This window comes from Streptomyces sp. NBC_01166 (assembly GCF_045039765.1).
GTDB lineage: Bacteria > Actinomycetota > Actinomycetes > Streptomycetales > Streptomycetaceae > Streptomyces.
In genome coordinates this window covers 4,547,898-4,566,787 of record NZ_CP108613.1, presented here as the reverse complement: position 1 = coordinate 4,566,787, position 18,890 = coordinate 4,547,898, and the positions used below count along the sequence as shown (strand labels likewise).

Sequence of the window (18,890 nt, the reverse complement as noted above, 5' to 3'; positions counted from 1 at the left end):
GGACGCTCCTACGTCGGCCGCTGGATCTCGAACTCCAGCTCCAGGGAAGCCGGGTCACCCTGCATCGGCAGCGTCTGCCCCGTGGGGACGAATCCGATCCGGCGGTAGGAGGCCTCGGCACGCGCGTTGGCCTCGTGGACGTAGAGCCGCACCCGTTGCAGCGGCGGCCCGGCCAGCGACCATGCCCAGTCGACGGCCTCGCGGAACAGCGCGTCCACCACCCCGCTCCCCCGGTGCTCCGGCCGCACGAACACGCCCACCAGGTGGGCCTGATCGACCTCCGCGGCCTCCCCGAACCCCGGCTCACCGGCCGGCCGCTCGACGAGCACCGACACCGTCCCCGCCCACTGCCCGTCCGGAGCCTCGGCGACGAACTGACGGTTGTGCGTCCCCTCGGCAGCACCCGCCGTCCGCTCCTGCCAGAACACATCGGGCTTGGCCAGGGCCTGCTCGAACGTCTCCAGGAAGGCGATCGAGGCGACCGGGTCCCGCAGCGCCGCGAGCCGGATCTCCTTGGCCCGCTCCCACTCCTCCGCCCGCACCGCACGTACTACGTAGTCCATCCGCCGATCGTGCACTGCCGCCCCCACCACGGCAAACGAGATACCCCGGCCGCCGGGCGTCCCACGACGGGACGCCAACGGCGTCGTACCCCGGTACTACGGGCACCCGCCCGTCCAGCCCGCGGTCGGACGACCGGCACGCGCCCGCTCCGTAGCGTCGACCACATGATCAGGGCATACGAACTCACCAAGCGGTACGGGGGGACGACCGTCGTCCACGGCCTGGACTTCACCGTCCACCCGGGCACCGTCACCGGCTTCCTCGGCCCCAACGGAGCCGGGAAGTCCACCACCATGCGCATGCTGCTCGGACTGGACGCCCCCACCGGCGGCCGGTCCACCATCGGCGGCCGCGCCTACGCCACCCACCCCGCACCGCTGACCGAGGTCGGGGCCCTCCTGGAAGCCCGGTCGGTCCATCCGGGGCGTACCGCCTTCAACCACCTCATGGCCCTCGCCCACACCCACGGCATCCCGCGCAGCCGCGTCGAACACGTCCTGGACCTCGCCGGTCTCACCGGAGCCGCCCACAGGAGGATCAAGGGCTTCTCGCTCGGTATGGGACAGCGTCTCGGCATCGCCGCCGCGCTCCTCGGCGACCCGGCGACCCTCATCCTCGACGAACCGGTCAACGGGCTGGACCCCGAAGGCGTCCTCTGGATCCGCACCCTGCTCACCTCCCTCGCCGCGGAGGGCCGCACCGTCCTCGTCTCCTCACACCTCATGAGCGAGATGGCGCTCACCGCCGACCACCTCGTCATCATCGGCCGCGGCCGGCTCCTCGCCGACACCACCGTCGGCGAACTGGTCCGCTCGGCGGGCGGCGCCTCGGTCAAGGTCGTCACCCCGCAGGCCGACACCCTGCGCACCCTGCTCACCGGCCCCGGCGTGCGGATCACCACCACCGGAACCGCCGACGAGCTCACCGTCCACGGCACCGACGCCGCCCACATCGGCCGTACCGCCGCCGACCACGCCATCCCGCTCCATGAACTCACCCCGCAGACCGTCTCCCTGGAACAGGCCTTCATGGACCTCACCCAGGAATCCGTCGAGTACCGGAACGCCGCACCCATGACCGGAGTCCCCGCATGACCACCGCCACCGCACCCTCCCCGTACCGCGTCACCCCACGCCACGTCCTGCGCTCCGAGTGGCACAAACTCTGGTCCCTGCGCTCGACCTGGATCACCCTCCTGTCGGCCGCGGTGCTGATCCTCGGCGTCGGGCTCGTCATGGGCGCCACCTACACGTCGGACGGCGGCGACTCCGACGTCGACACCGTCGTCCTCGTCCTCTACGGCACCCTGCTCGGCCAGCTGTGCGTCACGGTCCTCGGCATCCTCGTCACGGCCGGCGAGTACTCCACCGGCATGATCCGCGCCTCGCTCACCGTCGTACCGCGCCGGCTGCCCGTTCTGTGGGCCAAGGCCGCGGTGTTCACCGTCGCCGCGTTCGCCTCGATGTTCACCACAGCTCTCATCACCTTCCTCGCCGCCCAGCTGCTCCTGCGGGACACCGACCAGGCCGCCGGACTCACCGACCCGGGCGTCCTCGGCGCGATCGCCGGCAATTCGGCCGGCATCACCCTGCTCAGCCTCATCGCCCTCGGCCTCGGTGCCACCCTGCGCTCCGTACCCGGCAGCATCGGGGCGTACATCGGCTGCGTCCTGATCCTTCCCGAGGTCCTCGGCATGCTTCCGTACGATGCCGTGGACAGCGTCCTGAAGTACTTCCCGACCCAGGCCGCCGGGGCGCTCGGCTCGGCCACCCCGATCCCGGGCACCGCGAGCACCGGCCCGGCGCTCCTGGCCCTCTGCCTGTGGGCGGGCGCGTCCCTGGCCGCGGGGGCGGTGCTCCTGCGCCGCAGGGACGCGTAACCGGACAGTCGGTGACGTACGGACGGAGGACGGACAGGGTGAGCGACGACAAGAACCCGCACCCGGGGCACCTGGCCCCGGGCGGCGCCCCGCTGACCCTGTACATCCAGGACCTCATGCAGCGGCTCCGCGCCCTCGACCGCCGCCGGCCGAGGCTGTGGGACATCGCGGTCACCGGCTTCTGGGTCGTCGTCGCGGTACTCGACTACAGCACCGGGGGCTGGCGCACGGTCGCCCACAACAGGGAGGCGCCGGAGCTTCTGGTCCTCCTGATGAGCCTGTGCTTCTCCGTCCCGCTGCTGTGGCGCCGCCGCAGACCCGTGGCGGTGCTTCTCCTGATGACACCCGTCTCGCTGGTCAACATCTGGACGGGCGCCGTCGTCCAGGCAGCCTTCCTCCAGCTGATCCCCGTCTACACGATCGCCCTGCGGCTGCCCCTCAGGGCCCTCGCCTGGTCCGGCCTGGTGATGTGCCTTCCCGCCGCGACGGGCGCGATCCTCATCCCCGGCACCGCAGACCGGCAACTCGTCTCCTACCTCTGGGGTTTCGCCTTCGTCACGCTGCTCGCCATAGTGGTGCGCACCCGCCGCGAGTACACCGAGGCACTCGTCGAACGCGCCCACCGGCTCGAACGCGAACGTGACCAGCAGGCCCAGCTCGCGGCCGCCGCCGAACGCGCCCGTATCGCCCGCGAGATGCACGACATCATCGGCCACAACCTCTCCGTAATCACGGGCCTGGCCGACGGCGGGGCGTACGCCGCGGCCAAGAACCCGGAACGCGCGGGCCAGGCCCTCGAAGCCATCGGCACCACGAGCCGGCAGGCCCTCGCGGAACTACGGCGCGTACTCGGCGTCCTGCGTGAACCGACCCCGGCCGCCGACCTGGCGCCCCAGCCCTCACTCGCCGACCTGGACACCCTGCTGGCCGGCGTACGGGAAGCGGGGCTGCCCGTACGGCTGACCGTCCACGGCACCCCACCACCCGGCCCCGCCTCGCCAGGACACCAACTCGCCGTCTACCGCGTGGTCCAGGAATCCCTCACCAACACCCTCAAGCACGCGGGCCCCGAAGCCACCGCCGAGGTCACCCTCACGTACACACCGACGGATCTGGAGGTACGGACCACGGATTCCGGCGGTGGCCGGCAGCCCCCGGAGAGCGGGAGGCCCGGTCACGGACGGGGCATCAGCGGAATGCGCGAGCGCGCCTCGCTCTACGACGGCACACTCGAATCGGGCCGGCTCCCCGCCGGCGGCTGGCAGACACGACTTCGCCTTCCCCTGGAGGACACACCGCCGTGACCACGGTACTCATCGCCGACGACCAGGCCATGCAGCGCTTCGGCTTCCGCATGCTGCTGGAGAGCCAGGACGACATGACCGTCGTCGGCGAGGCGGCCAACGGCACGGAGGCGGTGGGGCTGGTCGCCCGTCACCACCCCGACGTCGCTCTGATGGACATCCGGATGCCGGGACTCGACGGCATCGAGGCCACGCGCCGCATCGTCACATCCGGAGCCCGCACCAGGGTCCTCATCGTGACGACCTTCGACCTGGACGAGTACGCGTACGACGGCCTGCGGGCGGGGGCCAGCGGGTTCCTCGTCAAGGACGCGCTGCCCGAGGAGCTCCTCTCCGGCATCCGCGCCGTCGCGAGCGGCGACGCGGTCGTCGCCCCGAGCCTCACCCGGCGGCTCCTGGACGCCTATGTGCACCACCTGCCCGCCGCACCCGGCGACAACCCTGTCGGCGGGGACCCGCGCATCGCGTCGCTGACGGAGCGGGAGAGGGAAATCCTCACGGTCATCGGACAGGGCTGGACGAACAGCGAGATCGCCGAACGCCTCCACCTCGCCGAATCGACGGTGAAGACTCACGTCACCCGCATCCTCGCCAAGACGGGGTCCCGGGACCGCGTCCAGGCCGTCATCCTGGCGTACGACACCCGCATGGTGAACCCGCGGTGATCACGCCTTCCACGCCATTCCCTGCCTTCACTGCCTTCACTGCACAGTCCGGTTGAGCCGGGCGGCCTGGCGCGTCAGATGGTCCCGCTCGGCGAGGTTGGACGCCTTCCTCGCCGCCTCCGCGTACAGCTGTGCGGCCGTGACCGGGTCGCCGTCCCGCTCGTGGAGGTATGCCGCCACCGCGGTGTAGCGGGGGATGGATGTGTCCAGCCCGTCGAGCGCCGCCAGACCGGCGCGCGGTCCGTCGGCCTCCCCGACGGCCACCGCACGGTTCAGCCGGACCACCGGGCTGTCCGTCAGACGCGCGAGCTCGTCGTACCACTCGACGATCTGCACCCAGTCGGTCTCCTCGGCAGCCGGCGCGTCGGCGTGAAGCGCCGCGACGGCGGCCTGCGCCTGGTACTCACCCAGCCGGTCACGGGCGAGCGCCGCCTGCAGGATCTCCACGCCTGAAGCGATCAACTCGGTGTCCCAGAGCCCCCGGTCCTGCTCGGCGAGCGGCACCAGGCTGCCGTCGGGCGCGGTCCGCGCCGCACGCCGGGCGTGGTGGAGCAGCATGAGGGCGAGCAGCCCCGCGACCTCGGGGTGGTCGATCACGCCCGCGAGCTGCCGGGTGAGCCGGATCGCCTCGGCGGCGAGGTCGACATCACCGGAGTACCCCTCGTTGAAGACCAGGTAGAGGACGCGCAGCACCGTGGCCACATTGCCGGGCTGGTCGAACCGCACCCCCGCGACGGTGCGCTTGGCCCGGCTGATGCGCTGAGCCATGGTCGCCTCGGGCACCAGATAGGCCTGGGCGATCTGGCGGGTGGTCAGCCCACCGACGGCGCGCAGCGTGAGCGCGACCGCCGATGCCGGGGTCAACGACGGCTGAGCACAAAGGAAGTAGAGCTGAAGCGTGTCGTCCACCGGCCGCGCCGGCCCCGGCGCCGGCTCCTCCTCGACGCGGTCCTCACGCCGGCGGCGGGCGGTGTCCGCCCGGGCCGCATCGAGGAACTTGCGCCAGGCCACGGTGACCAGCCAGCCCTTGGGGTCGCGCGGCGGGTCGGCCGCCCAGACCCGGAGCGCCTCGACCAGAGCGTCCTGCACGGCGTCCTCGGCCGCCGCGAAATCAGCTCCGCGGCGGACGAGGACGGTGAGCACGCTCGGAGTGAGGCTCCTGAGCAGAACCTCGTCCATCGGCGACGTCACTCCGTGATGGTGGGATGCGCGGTCAGGAACGGACGCACCTCCAGCCACTCATGAATCGCCTTGCCGCCCGCCCCTGGCGCGGCAGACAGCTCCCCGGCCAGTTCGACGGCGCGGTCGTAGCTGTCCACGTCGATGATCATCCAGCCGGCGATGAGGTCCTTGGTCTCCGCGAACGGCCCGTCGGTGACCGGCGGCCGCCCCTCACCGTCGTAACGGACCCACGCGCCCTCGGGGGCGAGCGCCTGACCGTCGACGAACTCCCCCGTCTTCTCCAGCCGGGCCGCGAAGTCGTTCATGTACTGCACGTGAGCCGAGATCTCCTCCGGCGTCCACCGGTCCATCGGCACGTTGTTGACCGGATCCGGGGCGCCGCGGTAGTGCTTGAGCAGCAGGTACTTGGCCATTGCGTCTCCCTCGATGCTGGTGCGACCCCATTGTGGTCGCCTTCACTACGGGGACGAAGCCAGGCACGGGTTCTCGACATCGCCGACCAAACTTTTTCGGGCCGATCCGGGCCGATCCGGTACGTGACGACCTGTGACTCTCCGCGATGGGCCGTGAACGCAGAAAAGCCCCGTGCCACAAGGGCACGGGGCTTTCCCGGAATAATTGTTCGGCGGCGTCCTACTCTCCCACAGGGTCCCCCCTGCAGTACCATCGGCGCTGAAAGGCTTAGCTTCCGGGTTCGGAATGTAACCGGGCGTTTCCCTAACGCAATGACCACCGAAACACTATGAAATTAACCAACACCGGATAAAAACACGGCCGTTCGTTATTTCAGAACTAACACAGTGGACGCGAGCAACTGAGGACAAGCCCTCGGCCTATTAGTACCAGTCAGCTCCACCCGTTACCGGGCTTCCACATCTGGCCTATCAACCCAGTCGTCTACTGGGAGCCTTAACCACTCAAGGTGGTGGGAATACTCATCTCGAAGCAGGCTTCCCGCTTAGATGCTTTCAGCGGTTATCCTTTCCGAACGTAGCCAACCAGCCATGCCCTTGGCAGGACAACTGGCACACCAGAGGTTCGTCCGTCCCGGTCCTCTCGTACTAGGGACAGCCCTTCTCAATATTCCTACGCGCACAGCGGATAGGGACCGAACTGTCTCACGACGTTCTAAACCCAGCTCGCGTACCGCTTTAATGGGCGAACAGCCCAACCCTTGGGACCGACTCCAGCCCCAGGATGCGACGAGCCGACATCGAGGTGCCAAACCATCCCGTCGATATGGACTCTTGGGGAAGATCAGCCTGTTATCCCCGGGGTACCTTTTATCCGTTGAGCGACAGCGCTTCCACAAGCCACTGCCGGATCACTAGTCCCGACTTTCGTCCCTGCTCGACCCGTCGGTCTCACAGTCAAGCTCCCTTGTGCACTTACACTCAACACCTGATTGCCAACCAGGCTGAGGGAACCTTTGGGCGCCTCCGTTACTCTTTAGGAGGCAACCGCCCCAGTTAAACTACCCATCAGACACTGTCCCTGATCCGGATCACGGACCCAGGTTAGACATCCAGCACGACCAGAGTGGTATTTCAACGACGACTCCACAACCACTGGCGTGGCCGCTTCAAAGTCTCCCACCTATCCTACACAAGCCGAACCGAACACCAATATCAAACTATAGTAAAGGTCCCGGGGTCTTTCCGTCCTGCTGCGCGAAACGAGCATCTTTACTCGTAGTGCAATTTCACCGGGCCTATGGTTGAGACAGTCGAGAAGTCGTTACGCCATTCGTGCAGGTCGGAACTTACCCGACAAGGAATTTCGCTACCTTAGGATGGTTATAGTTACCACCGCCGTTTACTGGCGCTTAAGTTCTCAGCTTCGCACACCCGAAAGTGCACTAACCGGTCCCCTTAACGTTCCAGCACCGGGCAGGCGTCAGTCCGTATACATCGCCTTACGGCTTCGCACGGACCTGTGTTTTTAGTAAACAGTCGCTTCTCGCTGGTCTCTGCGGCCACCCCCAGCTCACCGAGTAAATCGGATCACCAGTGATGGCCCCCCTTCTCCCGAAGTTACGGGGGCATTTTGCCGAGTTCCTTAACCATAGTTCACCCGAACGCCTCGGTATTCTCTACCTGACTACCTGAGTCGGTTTAGGGTACGGGCCGCCATGAAACTCGCTAGAGGCTTTTCTCGACAGCATAGGATCATCCACTTCACCACAATCGGCTCGGCATCAGGTCTCAGCCTTAATGTGTGACGGATTTACCTACCACACGGCCTACACCCTTACCCCGGGAACAACCATCGCCCGGGTTGGACTACCTTCCTGCGTCACCCCATCGCTTACCTAGTACAAGTCTGGTTCGTCGGCTCCACCACTACCCTCAACTCCGAAGAGATCGGGCCGGCTTCACGGACTTAGCATCGCCTGATTCAGTATTGGGCGTTTCAAAGCGGGTACCGGAATATCAACCGGTTGTCCATCGACTACGCCTGTCGGCCTCGCCTTAGGTCCCGACTTACCCTGGGCAGATCAGCTTGACCCAGGAACCCTTAGTCAATCGGCGCACACGTTTCTCACGTGTGTATCGCTACTCATGCCTGCATTCTCACTCGTGAACCGTCCACAACTCGCTTCCGCGGCTGCTTCACCCGGCACACGACGCTCCCCTACCCATCCACACAGGCGTTGGCCCTATATGTGTGAATGACACGACTTCGGCGGTACGCTTGAGCCCCGCTACATTGTCGGCGCGGAATCACTTGACCAGTGAGCTATTACGCACTCTTTCAAGGGTGGCTGCTTCTAAGCCAACCTCCTGGTTGTCTCTGCGACTCCACATCCTTTCCCACTTAGCGTACGCTTAGGGGCCTTAGTCGATGCTCTGGGCTGTTTCCCTCTCGACCATGGAGCTTATCCCCCACAGTCTCACTGCCGTGCTCTCACTTACCGGCATTCGGAGTTTGGCTAAGGTCAGTAACCCGGTAGGGCCCATCGCCTATCCAGTGCTCTACCTCCGGCAAGAAACACACGACGCTGCACCTAAATGCATTTCGGGGAGAACCAGCTATCACGGAGTTTGATTGGCCTTTCACCCCTAACCACAGGTCATCCCCCAGGTTTTCAACCCTGGTGGGTTCGGTCCTCCACGAAGTCTTACCTCCGCTTCAACCTGCCCATGGCTAGATCACTCCGCTTCGGGTCTAGAGCGTGCAACTCAATCGCCCTATTCGGACTCGCTTTCGCTACGGCTTCCCCACACGGGTTAACCTCGCTACACACCGCTAACTCGCAGGCTCATTCTTCAAAAGGCACGCAGTCACGACTGCATGTGCAAGCACATACAGCGACGCTCCCACGGCTTGTAGGCACACGGTTTCAGGTACTATTTCACTCCGCTCCCGCGGTACTTTTCACCATTCCCTCACGGTACTATCCGCTATCGGTCACCAGGGAATATTTAGGCTTAGCGGGTGGTCCCGCCAGATTCACACGGGATTTCTCGGGCCCCGTGCTACTTGGGTGTCTCTTAAACGAGCCGTTGATGTTTCAGCTACGGGGGTCTTACCCTCTACGCCGGACCTTTCGCATGTCCTTCGCCTACATCAACGGTTTCTGACTCGCCTCACAGCCGGCAGACTGTGAAAAAGAGATCCCACAACCCCGTATGCGCAACCCCTGCCGGGTATCACACGCATACGGTTTGGCCTCATCCAGTTTCGCTCGCCACTACTCCCGGAATCACGGTTGTTTTCTCTTCCTGAGGGTACTGAGATGTTTCACTTCCCCTCGTTCCCTCCACACTGCCTATGTGTTCAGCAGCGGGTGACAGCCCATGACGACTGCCGGGTTTCCCCATTCGGAAACCCCCGGATCAAAGCTTGGTTGACAGCTCCCCGGGGACTATCGTGGCCTCCCACGTCCTTCATCGGTTCCTGGTGCCAAGGCATCCACCGTGCGCCCTTAAAAACTTGGCCACAGATGCTCGCGTCCACTGTGCAGTTCTCAAACAACGACCAGCCACCCATCACCCCACCCTTACAGGCGAGTTCACTGGGGCCGGCAACCAAAGAGACAGACTCAAACGAGCCCGTACCTTCAGATACCCAACAGCGTGCCCGACCCGACCGATCCTCACTACGTTCCACGCCGAAGCAGTACTAGCAGTGATGACCTGTCGTGCCGAATAGTCAACGTTCCACCCTTGAGCAACCACCGTCGAACATTTGCCGACGAAATGGTCTCTGGATTCCCCGAAGAGAACCTAGATGCTCCTTAGAAAGGAGGTGATCCAGCCGCACCTTCCGGTACGGCTACCTTGTTACGACTTCGTCCCAATCGCCAGTCCCACCTTCGACAGCTCCCTCCCACAAGGGGTTGGGCCACCGGCTTCGGGTGTTACCGACTTTCGTGACGTGACGGGCGGTGTGTACAAGGCCCGGGAACGTATTCACCGCAGCAATGCTGATCTGCGATTACTAGCAACTCCGACTTCATGGGGTCGAGTTGCAGACCCCAATCCGAACTGAGACCGGCTTTTTGAGATTCGCTCCGCCTCGCGGCATCGCAGCTCATTGTACCGGCCATTGTAGCACGTGTGCAGCCCAAGACATAAGGGGCATGATGACTTGACGTCGTCCCCACCTTCCTCCGAGTTGACCCCGGCAGTCTCCTGTGAGTCCCCATCACCCCGAAGGGCATGCTGGCAACACAGAACAAGGGTTGCGCTCGTTGCGGGACTTAACCCAACATCTCACGACACGAGCTGACGACAGCCATGCACCACCTGTATACCGACCACAAGGGGGGCACCATCTCTGATGCTTTCCGGTATATGTCAAGCCTTGGTAAGGTTCTTCGCGTTGCGTCGAATTAAGCCACATGCTCCGCTGCTTGTGCGGGCCCCCGTCAATTCCTTTGAGTTTTAGCCTTGCGGCCGTACTCCCCAGGCGGGGAACTTAATGCGTTAGCTGCGGCACCGACGACGTGGAATGTCGCCAACACCTAGTTCCCAACGTTTACGGCGTGGACTACCAGGGTATCTAATCCTGTTCGCTCCCCACGCTTTCGCTCCTCAGCGTCAGTAATGGCCCAGAGATCCGCCTTCGCCACCGGTGTTCCTCCTGATATCTGCGCATTTCACCGCTACACCAGGAATTCCGATCTCCCCTACCACACTCTAGCTAGCCCGTATCGAATGCAGACTCGGGGTTAAGCCCCGAGCTTTCACATCCGACGTGACAAGCCGCCTACGAGCTCTTTACGCCCAATAATTCCGGACAACGCTCGCACCCTACGTATTACCGCGGCTGCTGGCACGTAGTTAGCCGGTGCTTCTTCTGCAGGTACCGTCACTTTCGCTTCTTCCCTGCTGAAAGAGGTTTACAACCCGAAGGCCGTCATCCCTCACGCGGCGTCGCTGCATCAGGCTTTCGCCCATTGTGCAATATTCCCCACTGCTGCCTCCCGTAGGAGTCTGGGCCGTGTCTCAGTCCCAGTGTGGCCGGTCGCCCTCTCAGGCCGGCTACCCGTCGTCGCCTTGGTAGGCCATTACCCCACCAACAAGCTGATAGGCCGCGGGCTCATCCTTCACCGCCGGAGCTTTTAACCCCGCCCCATGAGGGACAGAGTGTTATCCGGTATTAGACCCCGTTTCCAGGGCTTGTCCCAGAGTGAAGGGCAGATTGCCCACGTGTTACTCACCCGTTCGCCACTAATCCACCCCGAAGGGCTTCATCGTTCGACTTGCATGTGTTAAGCACGCCGCCAGCGTTCGTCCTGAGCCAGGATCAAACTCTCCATGAATGTTTTCCCGTAATCGGGAGAGCACCATAAAAGAGCGGGACAACCAACCGGAATAGGGTTGGCAATCCACTGCGTCCTCGCTGATGTTGCCTACCTGCCACATGGGCCGGTAGGACTTCAAAGGAACCACCAACCCACCGAAGTGGGCCGGGGTATCAACATATTTGGCGTTGACTTTTGGCACGCTGTTGAGTTCTCAAGGAACGGACGCTTCCTTCGGTCCCGTTTCACCGGGGCCCTCCGGGCGCTTCCCTTCGTTCTTGCGTTTCCGACTCTATCAGACTCTTTCGTGTCCGATTCCCGGTCGAAGCGGGTTCCTACTCAATCGCTTTCCAGTTCTTCGCTTTCGCGTTTCCCTTTCCGGCGAGTCCGACTCTATCAGATCCTTTCGGGCCTGATTCCCAGTCAGCGGGGCTTGTCTTCCCGGCCCTTGGGCCGTTCCGACGCTCAAACTCTAGCGGATTCTCCCGGCGACTCATAATCGAGCCTTCGAATTGAATTTCGGCATGCCGAAATTCTCCCCGGTGGGAGATCGTGCTGAGTTTGGTTGCCGCATTCGCGGCGGGATCGGCTGCCGCAGAACCGTACCGGCTCCGTGACAACTCGAAGAACCTTACGGACGCGAGGGAGGCGTGTCAAGCCCCCCTCTCCGCCCCGCCGCAGACCGTCAGTCCAGGTCGGTGAGCCGGCCGCCGGCGTCCGGCTGTTCGTGTTCCACGCGGCGCAGGAGCCGGATCAGGATCTCGCCCAGAGCCCCGCGTTCGTCGCCCGAGAGGTCCTGGAGGAGGTCCTCCTCGAAGGTGGTGGCCATCCGCATCGCCTCGAGCCACTTCGTACGGCCCTCGTCGGTGAGCTCCACGATGACCCGCACCCGGTTGTTCTCGTCCCGGTCCCGCGTGACCAGGCCTTCGCCTGCCATGCGGTCGATGCGATGGGTCATAGCGGCGGGGGTGAGCCCGAGGCGCTTGGCGAGCTCACCCGGGCCCAGCCGGTACGGGGTGCCGGAGAGGACCAGGGTCTTGAGGACCTCCCACTCGGCGTTGCTGATGCCGAGAGCGGCGACCTGTCTGCCGTAGGCGACGTTCATCCGGCGGTTCAGCCTGCCCAGCGCGGAGACGATCTGCTCGACCTGCGGGTCGAGGTCGCGGAATTCGCGCTGGTAGGCGGCGATCTGCTCGTCGAGGCTCGGCTCCTGGAGCTCGGGCTGCTCGGTGGTGTCAGACATGGCGGGCAGTATCGCACGCTCTCCATCGCCTTCGAAGTCCTTCAGAGTGAAGAGTTCAGCATCTAACTTTAGTGTTAAAGTCTACGAGTCTGTGTTCTGGAAAATCGTTTCTTGAGGTAGGTGAGTGTGACCAGGGAGATGGGTGCAGCGCTGCGGCGGATCCAGGTGGGGAGCGCGCTGAGCGCGTTCGGCCTCGGGTTCACCGTCCCGTATCTGTACGTCTACGTGGCGCAGGTGCGGGATCTCGGTGCCGGTACGGCAGGTGTCGTGCTGGCCGTCTTCGCCATGGCGGCGCTGGCCGTACTGCCGTTCACGGGGCGGGCCATCGACCGGCGTGGCCCCCTGCCGGTGCTGATCGTCGCCGCCGTCGCGGCCGCTGTGGGCGCCTGCGCACTGGGCGTCTCGAACGGCGTGACCTCCGCCGTGCTCTCCGCCGCGGTCCTCGGTGCCGGCACCGCGGTCATGCAGCCGGCCCTCGCGACGATGCTGGTGTGGTGCTCGAGCTCCTCGACCCGTACCCGTGCCTTTGCTATGCAGTTCTTCCTGCAGAACCTCGGCCTCGGCATCGGCGGCCTGGTGGGCGGGCAGCTCGTGGACGTCGACCGCCCGTCGAGCTTCACCCTGCTCTTCCTCATCGAGGCCGCGATGTTCCTGGTGCTCGGCGTCGTCGCGGCCACGGTGCGCATGCCGCGTTCCCCCTCCCTCGCGGAGGCTGTGCCCGCCGACGGCACGGCCCCCAAGGCGGGACTGCGGGTACTGCTCTCCCACAGGGCCATGGTGCAGCTGTGCGTCCTGGGCTTCGTGATCTTCTTCGCCTGCTACGGACAGTTCGAGTCCGGCCTCGCCGCCTACGGCACCGAGGCCGCCGGGATCGACCCGTCCACCCTGGGGATCGCGCTGGCCGCCAACACCGCGGTCATCGTCGTCGCACAGTTCGTCGTGCTCCGTCTCGTGGAACGGCGGCGACGCAGCAGGGTCATCGCGTGGGTCGGTCTGATCTGGGCCTTCGCCTGGATCGTGGCGGGGTACGCGGGCCTCGGACACGGCAGCCAGACCATGGCGACGGCCGCGATGATCTCGACGTACGCCCTCTTCGGGCTGGGTGAGTCGATGCTGTCGCCGACGGTGGCTCCGCTCGTCGCGGATCTGGCGCCCGAGGCCATGGTCGGTCAGTACAACTCGGCATTCGCCTTGGTGAAGCAGTTGGCCCTGGCCGTCGGGCCCGCCGTGGGCGGTCCCATGGGGGCCGCGCTGCACGGGCCGTACATCGTGACCTTCGTGCTGTTCTCGCTGGGCATCACCGTGCTGGCGCTCAAGCTGGGCCGTCAGCTCACTCCCGTGCAGGACAAGCCGTCGCTCGCGGCCGTGCCGTCCCGGGTGGTCGCCGTGTCGCTGCCGGAGAGCGGGCCGGTCACCGCGCCCGTCGTGCGCTGAGCCGGGGTCAGTCCGGGAGCGCGAATTCGCACCAGACGGCCTTGCCGCCGCCGGGGGTGCGGCGACTGCCCCAGGACGTGGCGATCGTCGCCACGATGGAGATGCCGCGTCCCGCCTCGTCGGCGGGTTCGGCTCGGCGGCGCCGCGGCAGGTGGTCGTCCCCGTCCGTCACTTCGATGATCAGGCGGCGGTCCGTCCGGCGCAGGCCGAGACGCATGGGCGGGGTGCCGTGCTGGAGGGAGTTCGCCACGAGCTCGCTCGCGGCGAGAACCCCCAGGTCGCAGAGGGCCACGGGAAAGCGCCAGGACGCCAGGACACCCGTGGCGAAGGCGCGGGCCCTGGGAGCGGCCTCGATGCCGCCGAGCAGTTCGAGCGAGGCGTTGTGGAAGAGCTCCGCGCTCGCTCCCGTGCGGGCGGGGTGCTGGACCACGAGGACGGCCACGTCGTCGTCGTGCTCCGCCGTGACGCCCAGGGAGCGGATGAGCCGGTCGCAGACCACCTGGGGCGTCCCCTTGGCGCCCGACAGCGCGCGCTCCAGGGCGGCCACGCCCTCGTCGATGTCCTCGCTACGGCGTTCGACCAGACCGTCCGTGTAGAGCACGGCCGTCGAGCCGGGCGGCAGGGGGATCGTCCCCGAGGTGTGGACCCAGCCTCCGGTGCCGAGCGGTGGTCCGGTCGGGTCCTCGGCGCGGTGGACCGTGCCGGCCTCGTCGCACACGAGGATCGGGAGGTGTCCCGCTGAGGCGTAGACGAGGTGCCCCTCGTTGGGGTCGTGGACGGCGTAGGCGCAGGTGGCGATCTGGCTGGCGTCGATCTCGGCGGCCAGCACGTCGAGGAGCTGGAGCACCTCGTGCGGCGGAAGGTCGAGGCGCGCGTAGGCGCGGACGGCGGTGCGCAGCTGGCCCATGACCGCGGCGGCCCGCACACCGCGCCCCATCACGTCGCCGATGACGAGCGCGGTGCGGCCGGCGCCCAGGGTGATGACGTCGTACCAGTCGCCGCCGACCGCCGCGTCCGTGCCGCCCGGCTGATAGGTGGCGGCGATGCGCAGGTCGTCCGGCTGTTCGAGATCCTGCGGGAGCAGGGAGCGCTGGAGGGTGACGGCTGTTTCACGGTGGCGGCGCTCGCTGGCGCGGAGTCTCTCCGCCGCCTCGGCGTGGTCGGTGACATCGGTGGCGTAGAGGAGGACTCCCGCCTCCCCGTCAGGTCCGTCCGGGTCACCGACGGCCACGGGGGTGCAGGTCACCGTGTAGGAGCTGCCCGCCAGGACCTTGCGGGACTTGACCGTACGGGGAGTGCCGCTGCGCAGGACCTGGTCCATGAGGGGCAGCAGGCTGAGCTCGCCCAGCTCGGGCATGGCCTCGGCCGCCGGTGCGCCGCAGGGGCGTGGGCCGAAGGCCGAGGTGTAGGCGGGGTTGACGTAGGTGATGCGGTGCTCGGGGCCGTGGAGCAGCGCGACGGGGGCCGGGAGCCTTCCGAGGAGCTCCCGTGCCGGCAGGGCTTCCAGGGAGGGAGCCGTGGCGGGGACGGAGGTTTCCGGGGCGTCGTCCGGCGGAGTGACCGCGGGCTTCGGCCGTACGGATTCGGCGCGGGCGGCGGGTACGGAACTGTGGTCGTCCCGCGCGGCGGCTCTACGCTGCGTTCCGGGAATGCGGGCGCTCCAGCGCGTGAAGTTCACGGAATTTCTGGCCTCGTGTGTCGGTCTGGTCCGCTCGGGCGAGCTGCTTCTTCTGCTGGTCCTGTGGCCGGTGGTCCCCTGCCGGGGCGGGGCGCCGGGGCCCCGGCTTCCGGGAACACGCGGCCGGGCCTCTTCGTGCTGGTGGTCTTCGCTGCCGGTCACTGTAGGTGACTGCCTGCCGGGTAACTCTGCGCAGGTGTGAGCCCACCTATGGTCACACGCCCAGTGTGACCGACCGTACTGACAGTTGCCGTACGGCAGTCGGTCCATCCGCTGAACTACGGCCCCTCCCGGGGGGTTCCGGTGCGCGCGGAACCGCGGATCAGCCGGACGTGTCCGGTGGCCTGCCGTTCTTCGGCGGGGTCTCTCCGGGAGGCCCCGGGTGCGCGTGTCCCCGGGCCGCGAGGGCGAACTCAGCACGCGGGTGTTCGAGCGAGCCGAGGGAGACGATCTCTCGCTTGAAGAGTCCGGCCAGGGTCCACTCGGCAAGGACACGCGCCTTCCGGTTGAACGTGGGTACGCGGCTGAGGTGGTAGACGCGGTGCATCAGCCAGGCCGGATAGCCCTTGAGCTTGCGCCCGTAGACGTGGGCGACGCCTTTGTGCAGGCCGAGCGAGGCGACGGATCCCGCGTACGAGTGCCGGTAGTCCTCGGCCGGCCGGCCGGCGAGCGTGGCCACGATGTTGTCCGCGAGGGCCTTGGCCTGGCGCACCGCGTGCTGGGCGTTCGGCGCGGTGTCCGTGCCGGGCTCCGACGAGGTGAGGTCGGGGACGGCCGCCGCGTCACCGGCGGCCCAGGCGTGCTCGGCGCCGTCGACCGAGAGCGTGGTGGTGCAGCGGATCCGGCCGCGCTCCGTGAGCGGGAGGTCGGTGGCGGCGAGGATCGGCGCGGGTTTGACCCCCGCGGTCCACACCAGGGTGCGGGTCGGGAAGCGGGATCCGTCGCTGAGGACGGCGACCCGGCCTTCGCAGCTGTCCAGACGGGTGTCGAGTCTTACGTCGATGTTGCGGCCCCGCAGCTCCCTGACGGCGTACTTGCCCATCGCCTCGCCGACCTCGGGCAGGATCCGCCCGGTCGCCTCGACCAGGATCCAGCGCAGGTCCGAGGGCTTGATGTTGTGGTAGTACCGCGAGGTGTAGCGGGCCATGTCCTCGAGCTCCGCGAGCGCCTCCACACCGGCGTACCCACCGCCTACGAAGACGAAGGTGAGCGCCGCGTCGCGGATGGCGGGGTCCCGGGTGGCGGAGGCGATGTCCATCTGTTCGATGACGTGGTTCCGGAGTCCGATGGCCTCCTCGACGGTCTTGAAGCCGATGCCGAAATCGGCGAGGCCGGGGACCGGCAGGGTGCGTGACACGGATCCGGGCGCGAGGACGATCTCGTCGTACGGGATCTCGAGGGCGCCGGTGCCGTCCTCGCCGGTGGCGAGTGTCGTGACCGTCACGGTGCGCTTGGCGTGGTCGACGCGTTCCGCCTCGCCGATGACGATCGTGCAGTTCTTCAGGACCCGGCGCAGGGGCACGACGACATGGCGCGGCGAGATCGAGCCCGCGGCGGCCTCCGGCAGGAAGGGCTGATACGTCATGTAGGGCTCGGGCGTGACCACCACGATCTCGGCCTCGCCGCTTTTCAGTCTCTGCCGCAGCTTCCGCTGGAGACGCAGCGCGGTGTACATCCCGACGTAGCCGCCGCCGACGACGAGAATGCGCACACTTGGCCGGGTGCCGGGGGGTGCCCCCCGGGAATCTGGTGCCATCACCTTCCCATGACGCAACGGAGTCCGGTGTTTGTCCACAGGCCCGGCAAATTGTGTGACCGGAGCTCGTCGATCACCGGGCGGCCCCCGGCCTCTGCCCTTTTCCGGAGTTGCGCAGGTCAGGTGCGGCAGCAGGGCGGGTACGCAGGGGTCGAATCAGGGTCCAACCGGCCCTTGCTCCGATCGGGGGGCGCTCCGTGCGGAACTACCCCCTTCTGAATTGACCCGGGCTCAACTATGTTCGTACCCCGTCGGGGTGTCGGATTCGGACGAAGGTCCACACGCCGGCTGATACGGCGGGGAAGTCTCCGGGGGGAGACGTCATAACCGGGGGAAGTTATGCACATTCAGGATTTGCATGGGCCGAGCGCTGTCACCTCTTCCAGTGAGGACCACGGGCGGCTGAGCCATGTGGGAGCGGTCGGTACGGTCGCGGGGGCGGGAGCGACGGGCGGCACGGCCCGTTCCGCGCCGCTCCGCGTGGACGCACAGCGCAATCTCGAACACGTCCTGCGTGCCGCGCGCGAGGTGTTCGGCGAGCTGGGTTACGGCGCACCGATGGAGGACGTGGCGCGCCGCGCACGGGTGGGCGTCGGCACGGTCTACCGGCGTTTCCCCAGCAAGGACGTGCTGGTGCGCCGGATAGCCGAGGAGGAGACGGCGCGGCTGACCGATCAGGCGCGCTCGGCCCTCGGCCACGAGGACGAGCCGTGGTCGGCGCTCTCCCGCTTCCTGCGCACCTCGGTGGCGTCGGGTGCGGGCCGGCTGCTGCCGCCGCAGGTGCTGCGCGTCGGGGCGGAGCACGACGAGGCCGCGATACCGGGCCCCGGTGCGGCCGACAGCGAGACGCGCGTCCCGCATCAGCGGCAGGGAGTGGCACAGCCCGACTTCCAGATCGCCGGCGGACACTCCGCCGGCGAGGACGGGCTCGGCGACGACCCCGGGGCGGCCGAGCTGCTCGAGGTCGTGGGCAGGCTGGTGGACCGGGCCCGTGAGTCGGGTGAGCTGCGGGGCGACGTGACGGTGGGCGATGTTTTGCTGGTCATCGCCACAGCGGCTCCGGCTCTGCCGGACCCCGCCCACCAGGCCGCCGCTTCGGCCAGGCTGCTGGACATCCTGCTGGAGGGGCTCCGCTCCCGCCCGGCGTAGACGCTCGGACGCGGGTGCGCCGCGCGACCACCGCCGAGGCGCGGCCACCCGTAGGCACACCGTGCGGCCACCCGGCAGGAGCGGCGGACCGAGAGGCACGCTCCCCGTCGGCCGACACCTGGGCGGCCGGGGGGCGTTGCTCCTTCCCCGTCGGGGCCATGTCACCCCGGGGGCAGGGGAAGACACCCCGGACGAGTGGATGCTCCGGCTTCGGGGTTCGTCGCCCCGTGGCTCTGTGGCACTGTTGCCCCGGTATTCGGGTCCGCAGGTGTATTACGGGGGCT

At 66.8% G+C, this 18,890-nt stretch carries 12 protein-coding genes and 3 rRNA genes; 6 read left to right on the top strand and 9 right to left on the bottom strand.

Annotation, left to right across the window (positions count from 1 at the left end):
* Positions 1-8: 8 nt before the first annotated feature.
* Positions 9-563, bottom strand: a complete 555-nt coding sequence (locus tag OG379_RS20930; protein ID WP_405664682.1) for a GNAT family N-acetyltransferase — start codon at positions 561-563, stop codon at positions 9-11.
* Between the two features lie 165 nt (positions 564-728).
* Between OG379_RS20930 and OG379_RS20925 the strand changes: the two genes are divergently transcribed.
* The 4 genes from OG379_RS20925 to OG379_RS20910 all read left to right on the top strand — a co-directional run bounded on the left by OG379_RS20925 (position 729) and on the right by OG379_RS20910 (position 4,412).
* The gene (locus OG379_RS20925) at positions 729-1,658 is read left to right on the top strand and encodes an ATP-binding cassette domain-containing protein (RefSeq protein ID WP_405664681.1); all 930 of its coding nucleotides are present in this window, start codon (positions 729-731) and stop codon (positions 1,656-1,658) included.
* Positions 1,655-2,443 (top strand): ABC transporter permease, encoded by a 789-nt coding sequence (locus OG379_RS20920; RefSeq protein ID WP_405664680.1) that lies wholly within the window; start codon positions 1,655-1,657, stop codon positions 2,441-2,443. The genes OG379_RS20925 and OG379_RS20920 overlap by 4 nt, the downstream gene beginning before the upstream one ends.
* 116 nt (positions 2,444-2,559) lie before the next feature.
* Positions 2,560-3,747, top strand: coding sequence for a sensor histidine kinase (locus OG379_RS20915; RefSeq protein WP_405668597.1), 1,188 nt, complete (start codon positions 2,560-2,562; stop codon positions 3,745-3,747).
* Positions 3,744-4,412, top strand: a complete 669-nt coding sequence (locus OG379_RS20910) for a response regulator (RefSeq protein WP_405664679.1) — start codon at positions 3,744-3,746, stop codon at positions 4,410-4,412. The genes OG379_RS20915 and OG379_RS20910 overlap by 4 nt, the downstream gene beginning before the upstream one ends.
* Before the next feature lie 36 nt (positions 4,413-4,448).
* Here OG379_RS20910 and OG379_RS20905 read toward each other — a convergent pair whose 3' ends face one another.
* The 6 genes from OG379_RS20905 to OG379_RS20880 form a co-directional block, all read right to left on the bottom strand.
* Positions 4,449-5,591 carry an RNA polymerase sigma factor gene (locus tag OG379_RS20905; RefSeq protein ID WP_405668595.1) on the bottom strand — a complete coding sequence of 381 codons (1,143 nt, stop codon included), beginning with the start codon at positions 5,589-5,591 and terminating at the stop codon, positions 4,449-4,451.
* An 8-nt stretch (positions 5,592-5,599) separates the two neighbouring features.
* Positions 5,600-6,007, bottom strand: coding sequence for a YciI family protein (locus OG379_RS20900; RefSeq protein WP_401512307.1), 408 nt, complete (start codon positions 6,005-6,007; stop codon positions 5,600-5,602).
* A 207-nt stretch (positions 6,008-6,214) separates the two neighbouring features.
* Positions 6,215-6,331 (bottom strand): 5S ribosomal RNA (rrf, locus tag OG379_RS20895).
* Positions 6,332-6,410: 79 nt separating this feature from the next.
* Positions 6,411-9,536 (bottom strand): 23S ribosomal RNA (locus OG379_RS20890).
* A 302-nt stretch (positions 9,537-9,838) separates the two neighbouring features.
* A 16S ribosomal RNA gene (locus tag OG379_RS20885) occupies positions 9,839-11,364 on the bottom strand.
* Together the 16S, 23S and 5S rRNA genes form the textbook arrangement of a ribosomal RNA operon.
* Positions 11,365-12,031: 667 nt before the next feature.
* Entirely contained in the window at positions 12,032-12,589 is a 558-nt protein-coding gene (locus OG379_RS20880; RefSeq protein WP_099173040.1) for a MarR family winged helix-turn-helix transcriptional regulator, read from the bottom strand.
* A gap of 138 nt (positions 12,590-12,727) precedes the next feature.
* Between OG379_RS20880 and OG379_RS20875 the strand changes: the two genes are divergently transcribed.
* Complete coding sequence (locus tag OG379_RS20875) at positions 12,728-14,023, top strand: MFS transporter (protein ID WP_405668593.1); 1,296 nt, start codon at positions 12,728-12,730, stop codon at positions 14,021-14,023.
* Between the two features lie 7 nt (positions 14,024-14,030).
* Here the strand turns inward: OG379_RS20875 and OG379_RS20870 are convergent, their stop codons facing one another.
* Together OG379_RS20870 and OG379_RS20865 are read right to left on the bottom strand one after the other, a co-directional pair.
* Positions 14,031-15,701 carry a SpoIIE family protein phosphatase gene (locus OG379_RS20870; RefSeq protein WP_405664678.1) on the bottom strand — a complete coding sequence of 557 codons (1,671 nt, stop codon included), beginning with the start codon at positions 15,699-15,701 and terminating at the stop codon, positions 14,031-14,033.
* A gap of 322 nt (positions 15,702-16,023) precedes the next feature.
* Positions 16,024-17,412 (bottom strand): NAD(P)/FAD-dependent oxidoreductase, encoded by a 1,389-nt coding sequence (locus OG379_RS20865; RefSeq protein WP_405664677.1) that lies wholly within the window; start codon positions 17,410-17,412, stop codon positions 16,024-16,026.
* A 384-nt stretch (positions 17,413-17,796) separates the two neighbouring features.
* Here OG379_RS20865 and OG379_RS20860 point away from each other — a divergent pair, with 384 nt between their 5' ends.
* The gene (locus tag OG379_RS20860) at positions 17,797-18,606 is read left to right on the top strand and encodes a TetR/AcrR family transcriptional regulator (RefSeq protein ID WP_405664676.1); all 810 of its coding nucleotides are present in this window, start codon (positions 17,797-17,799) and stop codon (positions 18,604-18,606) included.
* Positions 18,607-18,890: the final 284 nt, after the last annotated feature.